11 protein-coding genes are annotated in these 14,602 nt (G+C 71.5%); 9 read left to right on the forward strand and 2 right to left on the reverse strand.

Annotation, left to right across the window (positions count from 1 at the left end; translation table 11 throughout):
• The first annotated feature begins 443 nt into the window (after positions 1–443).
• From ACFOY2_RS13500 to ACFOY2_RS13515, 4 genes are all read left to right on the forward strand, one after another.
• Positions 444–536: a hypothetical protein gene (locus ACFOY2_RS13500; protein ID WP_379528324.1), complete on the forward strand. Its 93-nt coding sequence runs from the start codon at positions 444–446 to the stop codon at positions 534–536.
• Between the two features lie 70 nt (positions 537–606).
• Complete coding sequence (locus ACFOY2_RS13505; protein ID WP_379528325.1) at positions 607–1,716, forward strand: serine/threonine-protein kinase; 1,110 nt, start codon at positions 607–609, stop codon at positions 1,714–1,716.
• A 35-nt stretch (positions 1,717–1,751) separates the two neighbouring features.
• Entirely contained in the window at positions 1,752–3,782 is a 2,031-nt protein-coding gene (locus tag ACFOY2_RS13510; protein ID WP_379528326.1) for a serine/threonine-protein kinase, read from the forward strand.
• A 43-nt stretch (positions 3,783–3,825) separates the two neighbouring features.
• Positions 3,826–5,211: a class II fumarate hydratase gene (locus ACFOY2_RS13515; protein ID WP_379528327.1), complete on the forward strand. Its 1,386-nt coding sequence runs from the start codon at positions 3,826–3,828 to the stop codon at positions 5,209–5,211.
• Positions 5,212–5,214: 3 nt separating this feature from the next.
• Here ACFOY2_RS13515 and trpD read toward each other — a convergent pair whose 3' ends face one another.
• Complete coding sequence (trpD, locus tag ACFOY2_RS13520) at positions 5,215–6,261, reverse strand: anthranilate phosphoribosyltransferase (protein ID WP_379528328.1); 1,047 nt, start codon at positions 6,259–6,261, stop codon at positions 5,215–5,217.
• Positions 6,262–6,503: 242 nt separating this feature from the next.
• Between trpD and ACFOY2_RS13525 the strand changes: the two genes are divergently transcribed.
• The 5 genes from ACFOY2_RS13525 to ACFOY2_RS13545 are packed head-to-tail and all read left to right on the forward strand — an operon-like array spanning position 6,504 to position 12,565.
• Complete coding sequence (locus tag ACFOY2_RS13525; protein WP_379528329.1) at positions 6,504–7,256, forward strand: 3-hydroxybutyrate dehydrogenase; 753 nt, start codon at positions 6,504–6,506, stop codon at positions 7,254–7,256.
• On the forward strand, positions 7,256–9,121 hold the full coding sequence (locus tag ACFOY2_RS13530; protein ID WP_379528330.1) for a helix-turn-helix domain-containing protein: 1,866 nt from the start codon (positions 7,256–7,258) through the stop codon (positions 9,119–9,121). The genes ACFOY2_RS13525 and ACFOY2_RS13530 overlap by 1 nt, the downstream gene beginning before the upstream one ends.
• Before the next feature lie 31 nt (positions 9,122–9,152).
• The gene (locus ACFOY2_RS13535; protein WP_379528331.1) at positions 9,153–10,427 is read left to right on the forward strand and encodes an MFS transporter; all 1,275 of its coding nucleotides are present in this window, start codon (positions 9,153–9,155) and stop codon (positions 10,425–10,427) included.
• On the forward strand, positions 10,424–11,419 hold the full coding sequence (locus ACFOY2_RS13540) for an alpha/beta fold hydrolase (protein ID WP_379528332.1): 996 nt from the start codon (positions 10,424–10,426) through the stop codon (positions 11,417–11,419). The genes ACFOY2_RS13535 and ACFOY2_RS13540 overlap by 4 nt, the downstream gene beginning before the upstream one ends.
• A complete protein-coding gene (locus tag ACFOY2_RS13545; RefSeq protein ID WP_379528333.1) occupies positions 11,420–12,565 on the forward strand; it encodes an alpha/beta hydrolase family protein in 1,146 nt (381 codons plus the stop codon).
• Here ACFOY2_RS13545 and ACFOY2_RS13550 read toward each other — a convergent pair.
• Positions 12,555–14,552 carry a glycosyltransferase family 2 protein gene (locus ACFOY2_RS13550; RefSeq protein ID WP_379528334.1) on the reverse strand — a complete coding sequence of 666 codons (1,998 nt, stop codon included), beginning with the start codon at positions 14,550–14,552 and terminating at the stop codon, positions 12,555–12,557. The genes ACFOY2_RS13545 and ACFOY2_RS13550 overlap by 11 nt on opposite strands.
• Positions 14,553–14,602: the final 50 nt, after the last annotated feature.

Raw genomic sequence — 14,602 nt, forward strand, 5'->3', positions numbered from 1 at the left:
TACGCCTGACAGTCCCCTCCTGGGCATCATGCACATTTATCGGAGACATGGGTGTGCCGCATGACACACCTGGCCCGCGAGCTGCGCGAACGCGCTTCGGAAAGCCGTGCGGGAGACGCGGCGCGGGCGGCGGTAAGGCCGCCCGCGCGGCGGGACCAATCTGACCGTTGTCACATTGCCAAGGGAAGACCTAGGAGCCTCGTCGGGCCACGTGCGCGATCTGGCGTGGAACCCCGTGTGAAGACCAAGTGGGCGACAAGGCCGCAGACGACGGTCCGCCCCTCTCCGGATATCGGGGTTCGGTTCCCCACCGCGGCGACAGGGAGGGTGTGGCAGGCTGGGCAGTGAGTCACGCTGCCTGACGCGGACCGGACCGTCGACGCCATCGACGGCGAGGAGCTGCAAGCTCGGTCGTTTCCGGCCGAGAAGCTGGCTATCGCAACGTGCGCCCCGACTACGTCGAGAAACTGTGGGGGCTCGTCAACTGGGCCGATGTGGCCCGGAGGTACGCTGACGCTACGAGTCACGCGGCTTGACTTAGATTCGCAACAAATTATCGGCCCCGCCTCTACTGGTCGGTTTACACAAATAGGTAAGCTGCCAGGCATGCGTGCGCCATCCGGTTACCTCCTCGCCGCGCGCTACCGGCTCATGGAGCCGGTTGGTCGCGGCGGCATGGGCACCGTTTGGCGGGCGCATGACGAGCTGCTCGACCGCGACGTGGCGGTCAAGGAAGTGCGGCTGCCCACCGTTCTCGACGAGGAACTGCGGGCCGAGCTGTGCGCCCGCACCGAACGCGAGGGCAGGGCGACCGCGATGGTCGCGCACCCGTCCGTTATCACCGTCTTCGACGTGGTCACCGAGGACGACCGTCCCTGGATCGTGATGGAGCTGCTCAGGGCCAAGTCCCTGGAGGAGCTCATCCAGGAGGAGGGACCGCTCCACCCGCGAAAGGCCGCCGAGATCGGCCGGCAGATCCTCGGGGCGCTGCGCGCGGTGCACGCCAAGGGCATCCTGCACCGCGACGTCAAGCCGAGCAACGTGCTGGTGACCGAGGATCGCGCGGTGCTCACCGACTTCGGGCTGGCCGCACTCGAAGGTGACGTTTCCATCACCCAGGCGGGCATCGTTCTGGGGTCCGCGGGATACATCGCTCCCGAGCGGGTTCTGGGTTCCAAAGCCAGTCCCGCGGGCGATCTGTGGTCGCTCGGCGCGACCCTCTACACCGCCGTCGAAGGCCGCGGCCTTCATGGACGCCGTACGGCCGCCGCCGCCCTCGCGGCCCTGACCAGCGGCGAGCCGATCCCGATGGCCAAGGCGGGCCCGCTGGGTCCCGTGCTTGACGCGCTGCTCAGAATCGACCCGGCGACCAGGCTCGACTCCGTCCGCGCCTCGCTGATGCTCACGCGAGTGGCCGCGGGCGGCTCGGCCGAGGAGCCGCTGACCCCGCGCAGGTCCGTACGTCCCGCGCAGATGTTGACGCCGCCCTCTTTCTCACGCAGGCCCGCGCACCGCGGGCTGCACCGGGCCGAGCCCCCCGCCGCCACCGTTTCCGTGCCCCCGCCGAGACTGGAACGCAAACCGGGCGAAGGCGTGCATAGGAAGCGCGTTGAGCAGCGGCCGACGCCGTCGGCTTATGCCCGTTTCAAAGCGACGGTGATAAAGTTGTGCCTTCCTCGGCGGTTCTGGCCAAGAGAACTCCGCAAGCGAGGGTAAAGCACTTCCTAAGCGAGAATCGATATCTTCTTCTCATGCCGGAACAGCAGACACGCCTGCTCGCGAAGCGCTACGAGCTCATAGCCCCCCTCGGCCGGGGCACCATGGGCACCGTGTGGCGCGCTCGCGACCGCGCGCTCGGGCGCGAGGTGGCGTGCAAGGAAATCCGCCAGGACCCCGGGCTCACCGAGGAACAGCGGGCCGAGCTGCGCGAACGCATGGTACGCGAGGGCCGCATCGCCGCACGCATCAACCACCCCTCCGTGGCCTCCATCCACGACGTGCTGATCCAGGACGACAGCCCGTGGATCATCATGGAGCTCATCGAGGCCCGCTCGCTTGAGCGCGTGATCGAGGAGGAAGGGCCGCTGCCGCCCCGGCTCGTGGCGGAGATCGGCGTGGACCTGCTCGGGGCGCTGCGCGCCGCGCACGCCCAGGGCATCACCCACCGTGACGTCAAACCCGGCAACGTGCTCATCACCGAGAGCGGCCGCGTGGTGCTGACGGACTTCGGCATCGCCAAGGCAGAGGGCGACTCGCGGCTGACGAAGACGGGCATGGTGATCGGCTCCCCCGGCTACACCGCTCCGGAACGTGCCAGGGGCGAGTACACCGGCCCCGAGTCCGACATCTGGTCGCTCGGCGCCACCCTCTACTTCGCCGTCGAGGGGCGGCCTGCGTACGAGCGGTCCACGATCGCCGAAACGCTGGCGGCGCTGCTCACCGAGAGCGCCGACCCGCCCATGCAGGCGGCGCAGCTGCGTCCGGTGCTGAACGGGCTGCTGAACAAGGACTATCGGCAGCGGCTCAAGGCTGCCAAGGCGGAGACCATGCTGCGTATGGTCGCCGACACCCCGACGAGCGAGATGCCGGTGCTCACCGCCGAAGCTCTCATGGCGCAGGAGGCCGCATTGCCCGACTCGTTCGCCGCGCCGCAGACCCCGGCCGGGCAAGGAGCCGGAGGTCCGGGCGGCGGACCACGGCCAGGAAACAACCGCCCCGGCGGCCCCATGCCGGGCAACGGCCCAAGGGACCCCGGCGGCGGTCCAGGCGGCGTCGCACCCGGTAGCCCGATGGCCGCAGGACCGGGCGGCCCCGGCGGACGTCCCGGAGCACCAGGCGGCCCAATGGCCGGAGGTCCGGGCGGACCAGGGGGACCAAACGGACCTGGCGGACCTGGCGGACCGGCCGGACCTGGTGCGGCTGGGCCCCACGGCGGGCCTGGGTTGCCAGGCGGGCCTGGAGCGCCGGGCGGGGCCGCTGGTCAGGGGCCTCGTGGGCCGGGGACGCAAGGGCCTCCCCAGCGCCCCTTCGGTCCTCCTGGAGCGCAAGGACCCCAAGGGCAGATGCGCGGGTCGAGCTCGCCCACCGTGCCGCAGAACACCGCCCCCGGACGCCCGCCGCAGGCGCAACCGTACGTCCCTGGAGCCGGTTCACCCGGCCCCGCAGGACCGGGCGCGGGACAGGGAATGAGACCAGGGGCGAGACCGGGGCAGGGAGCACGCCCGACCCAGCCAGGCCCGACACAGCCGGGCGCGGGTCCGCAACGACCCGGGATGCCCCCGACAGGACCGGGCACCGCGCCGACAGGCCCAGGCCCCAGACCGGCCGGGGCAGGAGCCGGTGCGGGGGCCGGGGCAGGGGCCTGGGCTGCGGCCGGGGCGGGGGATTACGATCCCGAGCAGACGATCAGCATCGCGCGGCCCAAGGGGCCGTTCCCCGCCGTCCCCGAGCCGACCCAGCCACCCCAGCGCCCCACCGACGAGGCCGCCATCGTCACCACCCGCATCCAGACGCCGGTGAGCGGATCGCCGGGCCAGCAGGTGTACCCCCCGGCGGCCCAGCCGCAGGGCGGCCCGCAGCAGCCGGCACCGCAGCGGCCGCTGCCGCAGGTGCCGCAGATGCCGGGGCAGAGCGGCGGTTTGGGGACGGACCTGTTCGCCATCGCGGGCCAGCCGGAGAAGAAGCCCGCGGGCAACCGTAACGGCATGCTGATCCTGATGGCGGTGGCGGCGGCCGCGGCCGTGGTGATCGCCATTCTCATCGTGGCGCTCCTGTCCAGCTAGGGTCTCCGGGCCGAGCACGCGGCCGTAGCGCAGACTGGGAGTCATGAGTGAGTTTCGGATCGAACATGACTCGATGGGCGAGGTCCGTGTGCCTGTTGGCGCCAAGTGGCGGGCGCAGACCCAGCGGGCTGTGGAGAACTTCCCGATTTCCGGACGCCCGCTGGAGTCGTCCCATATAGCCGCGCTCGCCCTGATCAAGGCGGTGGCGGCCGAGGTCAACGGCGAGCTGGGCGTGATCGACAAGGACCTGGCTGAGGCGATCGCGCAGGCCGCGGCGGACGTGGCGGAGAACGAGCACGACGCCCATTTCCCGATCGACGTCTTCCAGACGGGTTCGGGCACCTCGTCCAACATGAACGCCAACGAGGTGATCGCGACGCTGGCCGAGGAGCGGCTGGGCCGGCCGGTGCACCCCAATGATCATGTGAACGCCTCCCAGTCGTCCAACGACGTCTTCCCGACCTCGATCCACGTGGCGGCGGCGACCGAGGTGACCTACCATCTGCTGCCTTCGCTCCAGCATCTGGCGGCGGCGCTGCGGGAGAAGGCGATCGAGTTCGACGGCGTGGTGAAGTCGGGGCGCACGCACTTGATGGACGCGACGCCGGTGACGCTGGGGCAGGAGTTCGGCGGGTACGCCACCCAGATCGAGCACGGTGTCGTACGCGTCTCTTCGGCCCTTGAGCACGTGCTGGAGCTGCCTCTGGGCGGCACCGCGGTGGGGACGGGCATCAACACCCCGCCGGGGTTCGCCCAGGAGGCGATCACCAGGTTGCGGGAGGCGACGAGCATCCCGTTCGTCGAGGCCGGCGACCACTTCGAGGCCCAGGGGGCCCAGGACTCCATCGTCGAGTTGTCGGGGCAGCTCAAGGTCGTGGCGGTCTCGCTCAACAAGATCGCCAACGACCTTCGCTGGATGGGCTCCGGCCCGAGGGCGGGGCTGGGCGAGATCAACCTGCCCGACCTGCAGCCCGGCTCGTCCATCATGCCGGGCAAGGTGAACCCGGTGATCCCGGAGGCCACGGCCATGGTCGCGGCGCAGGTCATCGGGAACGACGCGGCGATCACGTTCGCGGGCGCGTCCGGCACCTTCGAGCTGAACGTGCAGCTGCCGATCATCGCCCGCAACATCCTGGAGTCGATCAGGCTGCTGGCGAACGTGTCGCGGCTGCTAGCCGACCGCTGCGTCTCCGGCGTCACCGCGAACGTGGAGCGCCTGCGCGAGTATGCCGAGTCGTCCCCGTCGATCGTCACGCCGCTGAACCGGTACGTCGGCTACGAGGAGGCCGCCAGGATCGCCAAGCAGGCGCTGGCCGAGCGCAAGACCATCCGCGAGGTCGTCATCGAGCGCGGCCACGTGGCCGACGGCACCCTGACCGAGGACCAGCTCGACGCCGCGCTCGATGTGTTGTCGATGACCAGGCCGTGACGGTCAGCCCCGTGATGCGTGCGCCCGCGTGGCCTCCGACCAGCGGTTGAGCAGCGCCAGGGCGGCGCCGGAGTCCACGGCGTCCGCCGCCCGCTTGCGGGCCGCCGCCAGGGCGGTGGTGAGTTCTGGCGCGCGCGGCGTCCCGTCGGCGGCCACGACGGCGGCGGCCGCGTTCAGCAGGACGATGTCCCGCACCGGGCCCGGCTCGCCCGCGAGCACGGCCCTGGCCACGTCCGCGTTGTGCCGCGCGTCGCCGCCGCGCAGGTCGGCGGGGCGGGCGCGCGGGATGGACAGGTCGGCGGGGTCGAACGAGGTGCGGGTCACGACGCCCCTGCGCACGACCCAGACCGTGGAGGGGCCCGAGGTGGTGAGCTCGTCGAGTCCGTCGTCGCCGCGGAAGACCAGCGAGGAGCAGCCGCGCTCGGCCAGCACACCGGCGATGACCGGGGCCAGGTCCGGGTGGAACACCCCGACCGCCTGAGCCGGTGGCAGCGCAGGGTTGGCGAGCGGGCCGAGGAAGTTGAAGACCGTGGGGACGCCCAGTTCGCGCCGCGGCCCCGCCGTGCGTCTCAATCCTGGATTGAACGCCGCCGCGAAGCAGAACGTGATGCCGACCTCGTCCGCGATCTTGACCACCGCGGCGGGTGGCAGTTCGATGACCACGCCGAGCTCTTCGAGCACGTCGGCCGAGCCCGCCTTGGACGAGGCCGCCCGGCTGCCGTGTTTGACCACCTTCACGCCCGCGGCGGCGGCCACGATGGCGGCCATCGTCGAGATGTTGACGGTGCCGGCCCGGTCGCCGCCGGTGCCGACGAGGTCCACGGGGTCGCCGGAGACCCTGATGGCCGTCGATCGGGAGAGCAGGCCGTCGGCCAGGCCGGACACCTCGGCCACGCTCTCGCCCTTGGCGCGCAGCGCGATGGCGAACGCGGCGATCTGGGCGTCCGTCGCCAGGTCGGAGATGATCTGGTTCATGGCCCAGGCGGCCTGGCGTGAGGTGAGCGAGTCGCCGTTGAGCAGGGTCGTGAGCAGTGTCGGCCAGGTGTTCATGGCAGGCGCCCCTTTCGTCTGTTCGCTCGACGGGGGCGCGGATGCGGATGCCGCCGGCGGCCTCGTCGAGGCGGCCGGTGCGTATGCGCTGGGAAGGTCCGCCTAGGAGGCGGGCCACCACTGGAGCGAATACGCGATCATGCGGACAACATAACAGATCTCGGTGATCCACATAGCGTGCGACTCATCTATGTCGCCCGCACCCATGCGTCGTGGCGCGGGGAGCGCCTAGGGTTCGGGTTATGGCGAAGGAGCTGACGGGGCGGACCGCGCTGGTGACGGGGGCCGGGGGTGGCATCGGGGCGGCCTGCTCCCGGCGACTGGCCTCGGCCGGGGCGAGAGTGCTGGTCGTCGACATGCGGGCCGAGTCCGCCGAGAAGGTCGCCGCCGAGGTCGGCGGCGCGGCCGTGGTCGCCGATCTGAGCGACCCCGAGTTCGGCGCGTCCCTTCCGGACGAACCCATCGATATCGTGGTGAACAACGCCGGGTTCCAGCACGTGGCGCCGATCGAGGAGTTCCCGCCCGAGGTGTTCTCCACGATGCTCAGGGTGATGGTCGAGGCGCCGTTCCTGATCGCGCGCAGGGTGTTGCCCGGCATGTATTCCAGGGGTTGGGGGAGGTTCGTGAACATCTCGTCCGTGCACGGGCTGCGGGCCTCGCCGTACAAGTCGGCGTACACGACGGCCAAGCACGCGCTGGAGGGGTTCTCCAAGGTCATGGCGCTCGAAGGGGCGGCCCACGGGGTGACCTCGACGTGCGTGTGCCCGGCGTACGTGCGCACCGGGCTGGTCGAGGCGCAGATCGCCGACCAGGCCAAGGTGCACGGCATCGAGCCGGACGAGGTCGTCGAGGACATCATGCTGCGGCCCGCCGCGATCAAACGGCTGATCGAGCCCGAGGAGGTCGCCGAGCTCGTCGCCTACCTCTGCGGCCCGAGCGGCGCCTTCATCACCGGCGTCTCCCTCCCCCTGGACGGCGGTTGGACGGCCCGGTAGTGACCCCTTACCTTGAGTTGCTGGCCAGGGAGGCGTCGGCGGTCGAGTTCGAGGGGCCGATCATCGAGGCCAGGGCGGCGGGCGCCGATCCTGCCACGATCGAGGCGCTGGAGCAGGCCAAGGTCGAGGCGCTCAAGGTCCGCGCGCTGCTCAAGCGCCGCGCCAGGCGGGAGGCCGAGCTGTCGGCGCTGTACGACACGGCCGGCGACCTGGCCGCGCTGCGCGACCTGAACGCCGTGCTGGAGGCCATCGTGCACCGGGCCAAGCAGCTCCTCGCCACCGACATCGCGTACATGACCTTGCACGACCCCGAGCGGGGCGACACCTACATGCGGGTCACCGACGGGTCGATCTCGGCGAAGTTCCAGGCGTTGCGGCTGGCCATGGGGGCGGGGCTGGGCGGCCTGGTCGCGCAGACGGCCACGCCGTACGCGACCGCCGACTACTTCGCCGACGCCAGGTTCAGGCACAAGGACGACATCGACGAGGCCGTCAAGGAGGAGGGCCTGGTCGCGATCCTGGGGGTGCCGCTGCGGCTCGGGCAGCGGGTGATCGGCGTGCTGATGGCCGCCAACCGCAGCGCCAGGCCCTTCCACCAGGAGGAGGTGTCGCTGCTGGCCAGCCTGGCCGCGCACGCCGCCGTCGCGATCGACAACGCCCGCCTGCTGCAGGAGACCAGGAACGCGCTGGAGGAGCTCTCGCAGGCCCACAGGACGCTCAGGGAGCACGGCGCGGCCGTGGAACGGGCGGCGCTGGCCCACGACAGGATGACCTCGCTGGTGCTGCGGGGCGGCGGGATCGAGGACGTGGCGTCCGTGGTGACGGACGTGCTCGGCGGTTCGCTGGCCGTGCTCGACGACCTGGGCCGGGCGATCACCGGCGAGGTGGGAGAGCTTGACGCCGGGGTGTTCGAGGCGGCGCAGGCGTCCAGGGCGCTGGGGCGCACCGTGCGCCGGGGCGACCTGCTGATCGCCTCCGTGGACGTGGGCGGCGAGCCGCTGTGCACGCTCATCCTGCGCAGCGACGACGCCGACGGGCGGATCCTGGAGCGCGCGGCCCTGGTGTGCGCGTTGATGTTGCTGTTCAGGCGGAGTGTGGCCGAGGCCGAGGGGCGGGTCAGGGGCGAGCTGCTCGACGACCTGATCTCGCGCCCCGACTCCCCCGGGCTGGCCGACCGGGCGCGGCGGCTGGGGGTCGATCTGTCGGCGCCGCACGTCCTGGTGGTGGCGCGGCACGAGGGGCAGCGGGAACGGGCGGCGTTCTGGGCCTCCTCGCAGGCCGCGCTGGGGCACGGCCTGGCCGCGGGACGGGCCGGCGAGGTGGTGCTGCTGCTGCCGGGCGAGAACGCCGGTGCCGTCGCGCAGCGCGTGGCGGCCGAGCTGACCGCCTCGCTCCACAGCCCGGCGACCGCGGGCGCGTCCAGGACGAGCCTGACGGGGGACGTCCCCGGCGCCTACCAGGAGGCGCGGCGGTGCGCGGAGGCGCTGATCGCGCTGGGCCGGGCGGGCGAGGGCGCGGGCGCGGCCGAGCTGGGCTTCGTCGGCCTGCTCGTCGGCGACGGCCGCGACGTGCGCGGCTTCGTCACCAGGGTGCTCGGCCCCGTGCTCGACTACGACGCCCGCAGGGGCACCGCCCTGGCCGGCACGCTGGCCGCCTACTTCGGCACGGGCGGCTCCCCCTCGCGTACGGCCGAGGCCATGCACATCCACGTCAACACCGTCACCCAGCGGCTGGACCGCATCGGCAGGCTGCTCGGCGACGGCTGGCAGGAGCCGGAGCGCGCGCTGGAGATCCAGCTTGCCCTGCGCCTGAACCGGCTCAGCCACACATCCACCCGGCAGACTGTGGGCCCCGGCCCCATATGAGTGACACCGGTCACAACCTACGGTGACCGGCATGGCCACTTCCATCAAGAAGATCGTCGCCGCCAGCCTGATCGGCACCACCATCGAGTGGTACGACTTCTTCCTGTACGGCTCGGCAGCCGCGCTCGTGTTCAACAAGCTCTTCTTCCCCGAGTCCGACCCGCTGACCGGCACGTTGTTGTCGTTCCTCACCTACGCCGTCGGATTCGTCGCCCGCCCGCTCGGCGGCCTGGTCTTCGGCCATTTCGGTGACCGGCTGGGCCGCAAGACCCTGCTGGTCGTCAGCCTGCTGATGATGGGCGCGGCGACGTTCCTGATCGGCTGTCTGCCGACGTACGAGAGCCTCGGCCCTGCCGCGGCGCTGCTGCTGACCGCGCTGCGGCTGGTGCAGGGCTTCGCGCTCGGCGGCGAGTGGGGCGGCGCGGTGCTGATCGTCTCCGAGCACGGCGACACGGCCCGGCGCGGCTTCTGGGCCTCCTGGCCGCAGGCCGGCGCGCCCGGCGGGAACCTGCTGGCCACCGGCGTGCTGGCGGCGCTGGCCGCCTTCCAGTCGGAGGAGGCGTTCCTGTCGTGGGGGTGGCGGGTGCCGTTCCTGCTGTCGGGCGTGCTGGTGCTGATCGGGCTCTGGATCCGGATGTCGATCAGCGAGTCGCCGGTGTTCCAGCAGGCCGAGCCGGAGCCGAGGGCGCCGATCGTCGGCGTGCTGCGCCACCACTCCAAGGACGTGATCGTGGCGATCGGCGCCCGCCTGGCCGAGAACATCTCCTTCTACCTGCTGACCGTCTTCGTCATCACATACGCGAAGACGAACGGGATCGCCAACTCCACCGTGCTGAGCGCGGTGCTGATCGCCTCGGCCATCCACTTCATCACGATCCCGATGTGGGGCGCGCTGTCCGACCGCTTCGGCCGCCGCCCGATCTACCTGGCGGGGGCCGCCGGAATCGGCGTGTGGATCTTCGCGTTCTTCCCGCTCGTGGACACGGGGAACTTCTTCACCATCACCCTCGCGGTCACCGTCGGCCTGCTCTTCCACGGCATGATGTACGGCCCGCAGGCCGCCTTCTTCTCCGAGCTGTTCGGCACCCGGATGCGCTACACCGGCGTCTCGATCGGCGCGCAGCTCTCGGCGATCGTGGCGGGCGCGCTGGCCCCGATCATCGCGGTCGCGCTGCTTCAGGCATACGGCAGCAGCCTGCCCATCTCGCTCTACCTCGCTCTGGCGGCGGTGCTCACCCTCGTCGCGGTCTACGCCGCCCGCGAGACCCGGGGCAGCGACCTGGCGGACAGGACGCCCGCGCGATGAAGGTCACCACCCCCCGGCTGACGCAGCACGTCCTGACTGGCAGGACCACCGGCGAGCCCGTGCTCTTCGTGCACGGGAACGTCTCCTCCAGCGCCTTCTGGCGCGACAGCCTGGCCGCGCTGCCGGAGGGGTACCGCCCGCTCGCGGTGGACCTGCGCGGCTTCGGCGAGACCGACCCCGAGCCCGTGGACGCCACGCGCGGCCTGCGCGACTACTCCGACGACGTGCTGGAGCTGATCGAGGCGCTGGACCTGGACGGGGTGCACCTGGTCGGCTGGAGCCTGGGCGGCGGCGTCGTGCTGCAGGCCCTGCGCGACCGCCCGGCGGCCGTCAGGAGCCTCACTCTGGTCAACCCCATCTCCCCGTACGGGTTCGGCGGCACGGAGGGCCACGACGGCCATCTGACGCATCCGGACGGCGCGGGCTCCGGGGCGGGGGCCGCGAACCAGGACTTCGTGGCCCGTCTCAAGGCGGGCGACATGTCGGATGAGTCGCCTACGTCCCCACGGAACGTCCTCCGCTCCTCCTACGTCAAGAACCCCGCCGTCCCCGACGAGGACTTCTACCTGCGCGCCATGCTCACCACGAGGGTGGGCGAGGCCCACTACCCAGGCGACCCCGCGACCTCCGACGCCTGGCCGCACGTGGCCCCCGGCAAGCTCGGCGTGCTCAACGCCATCGCCCCCACCCACTTCCGCCTGGACGACCTCCACGAGATCACCCCCAAACCGCCCATCCTGTGGATCAGGGGCGCCGACGACGTGATCGTCTCCGACACCTCCCTGTTCGACCTGGCCCACCTCGGCACGCTCGGCGCCGTGCCCGGCTCCCCCGGCACCCCGGCCCAGCCGATGGTCTCCCAGACCAGGGCGGTGCTGGAACGCTACGGCCGCTACCGCGAGGCCGTGATCGACGACTGCGGCCACAGCCCGCACATCGAGCACCCGCAGACGTTCCTGCGGCTGCTGGCGGCCCACCTGAGGGAGGCGTAGATGTTACTGGCGCTCACCCTGGTGGCGAGCCTGCTCACGCCCGTGCAGCACCTCACGGTGCCGGGCGCGGAGCGGCAGGTCATCGCGGCGCTGGACGACCTGACCACGGCCGGCACCGTCAAGAGCGGCCACACCGACCCGTCCGACTGGGCCGGGCTGCACTCGGCCGCCACGGTCAACCCGACGGGCGTGCCCGGCGTCCAGATCGACGGCTACTTCCCCGACACCTCCACCACCAACGCCACGCACGGCTGGAACCACGACTCCCAGTTCGTGATCAGGCTGCCCGACAAGTGGAACGGCGGCCTGGTCGTCGGCGGCACCCCCGGCAACAGGGAGCAGTACGCCAACGACTACACGATCTCCGACTGGGTCCTGGCCAAGGGGTACGCCTTCGCCGCGACCGACAAGGGCAACGTCGGCGCCGCCTTCCACGAGGACGGCCGCCGCCCCGGCGACGCCATCGCCGAGTGGAACGAGCGCCTGACCCAGCTCACCGTGGCCGCCAAGACGGTCGTCAGGCAGCGGTACGGGACCAAGCCCCGGCGCACGTTCGTGGCGGGCATCTCCAACGGCGGCTACCTGGTCAGGTGGCAGTTGGAGAACCGGGGGTGGCTCTACGACGGAGGCGTCGACTGGGAGGGCACGCTCTGGCGGGTCAAGGGCGACAACCTGCTGAACTTCCTGCCGCCGGCGCTCAAGGCGTACCCGGACGAGGCGGGCGTGCGCGCGGCCGGCTTCGCGGCGGGCTCGGAGTTCCTGTGGCCCTTCCACCGGCAGTACTACTGGGAGCTCACCCAGCAGCTCTACCAGAAGGAGCTCGACCCCTCCTACCAGGGCGCGCCGGCCGACTACGACTACGACAAGCGCAGGCCGTACGCGGCGGTCGCGAAGATCGCACTCACCGGCCGGATCACCAAGCCGCTGATCACGATCCACGGGACGCTCGACACGCTGCTGCCCATCTCCCGCGACTCCGACGTCTACGCGGAGATGGTCGGCCCGCACCGGCCCTTCCGCTACCACCGGGTCGAGGGCGGCAACCACCTGGACAGTCTCGTGGACGCTTATCCGGGGCAGCTCACCCCCATGCTCCCGGCGTTCAGGAACGCCTTCGAGGAGTTGGAGGGGTGGGTCAGTCCTTGAGGTAGCGGTGCTTGCCCGCGCGCGCCAGGCGCACCAGGTGCCGCGCGCCGGGCAGCCGCCGGCCGATCCTGTGCAGCACGGTGTCCCTGCCCAGGGGCGAGCGCCGTCCCGGATTGACCGCGGTGGTGGGGCGGGTCGCGATCCTGCCTCTGCGCATCTCCAGCGCGAACCGCAGCCCGATCTCCTCGTCGGAGGAGCGCAGCGATGACAACCAGCCGCCGGGGCCGAGCCGGTCGGGGCCGGGGAGCATGCGCTTGACCGGTACCTTGGCCACGAGCTGCCCGGCCAGCACGCCCGGCACCCCGGCTTCGACCAGCGCGGGCGCGCTGATCTCGCGGACGCGCCTGCCGGTGCTGCGCAGCACCAGCTCCAGCGGCGGCCCGCCGCTCGGCGGCACGTACGGCACCGGCAGCACGACGTAGGCGTGCCCGTCGACCTGCTTGACCTCCACGCCCGGTGACACCAGCGCGATCGACTCGGTGAACGAGCGCGGCTCGACGGCCAGGCCCAGCTCCCCGTTGTCGCTCCAGCACGGCACCACCAGCCGTGTCCTGGGCCGCTGGGCCAGCACGCCCAGGCAGTTGAGCGGCCCCTCGGGGCGGCTGACGCGGCTCTTGGCCTGGTTGGCCCCGCTGAACATGCGGATGTGCAGCTCCCACTGCCCCGGCCGCAGCGGCCGGCCGAACGCGACGCTGGTCACGTCGATCCTGGTCTCGGCCTTGATCTGGATCCGTACGCGGCGGCGCCCCTCCTTGATCTGCTCCACGTGCTGGGTCAGCGGCAGGAAGTGCACCACGCCCGTGTCCGTGTGGCGGATGTAGAGCTCCACCTTGGCCCGGTCGACCGCCTCGGTGATGTCGGTGACATCATCGGTCAGCGACCTGGCGCCCAGGGAACGCGGCGGGATCCAGTGCAGCCGGTCGCCGTCCACCCGGTACCTGTCGGGTGTGCCGTCGCCCGACATCACCTCCACGGTCATCCCGAGCACCAGGACGTGGGCGTCCCAGCGCACCTCGGTGAGGTCGGAGCGCAGGCCGGCGCGCCTGGAGGAGCTGGCCATGAGCACGATCTGGTCCAGGCGTCCCGTGCGGACGTAGGCGGCCACGGCCCGGAGCTGGACGGGCAGGTAGCTGTCGAGGCTCTCGGGGAAACGCTCGGCGACGAGTTCCTGCACCGCGCGGAAGTGCATGCCCCGGTCGACGGAGGAGTCGGCGAACTTGGCGGTCATCAGGGGGCGCAGCAGGGCGTAGCGGAGCCAGTGGGCGTACATGCGGTCGCGCTGGCGGCCGGCGTCCATGAAGCGGTCGACGTCGTCCAGCAGCGCGCGCAGCTCCTTGACGATCGCCCGCGGGTCCTCCTCGGTCGCCGGCCGCTCGCCGAGGTGGCAGCAGACGTGCTCGGCCAGCACGGTGATGACCTTGGCCTGCAGGAAGGCCCGCAGCGCGAACGCCTGCTCGGCCAGCCGGCCGCCGGGCACCGAGTAGCCCAGCTCGTGCTCCTCCAGGAACGCGCGGCGGTAGAGCTGCTCGGGGACGAGCAGCGTGAGCAGGCGGTCGCGCAGGATGTCGGCGCGGGCGGTGCTGCGCTGGAAGGCCGTCGTCGGGGTGCCCTGGTCGCGTACCAGGCGGCCGACGAGCACGTCGGCGTCGGTCTCCACGGCGCGCTCGTACATGCGGGCGAGCGCGTCCTTCTCCAGGCGGTCGCCCGGGTCGAGGAAGAAGACGTATTCGCCGGCGGCCGCCGCCAGGCCCACGTTGCGGCCGCGCATCGGCGAGCCCGTGTGCGGCAGGTGCAGCGTGCGGGCGTTGTCACGGACCGCGGCGATGGTGTCGAGGCGTTCGCCGATCCCGTCCGTGGATCCGTCGTCCACGAAGATCACTTCGTAGTCGTGCGCGGGCAGCGTCTGATCCAGCGCGGAGCGGATGCACGCATCGGCGGTGTTGCCCGGATTGTGGACATTGACGATCACACTGACCTTCACACCCATGCGGCCAAGCCTGAGCCCGTCTACACGATTCGGGCGCGGCGGCTTGCCGA

It is taken from the genome of Nonomuraea purpurea (assembly GCF_042650645.1).
Lineage (GTDB): Bacteria > Actinomycetota > Actinomycetes > Streptosporangiales > Streptosporangiaceae > Nonomuraea > Nonomuraea purpurea.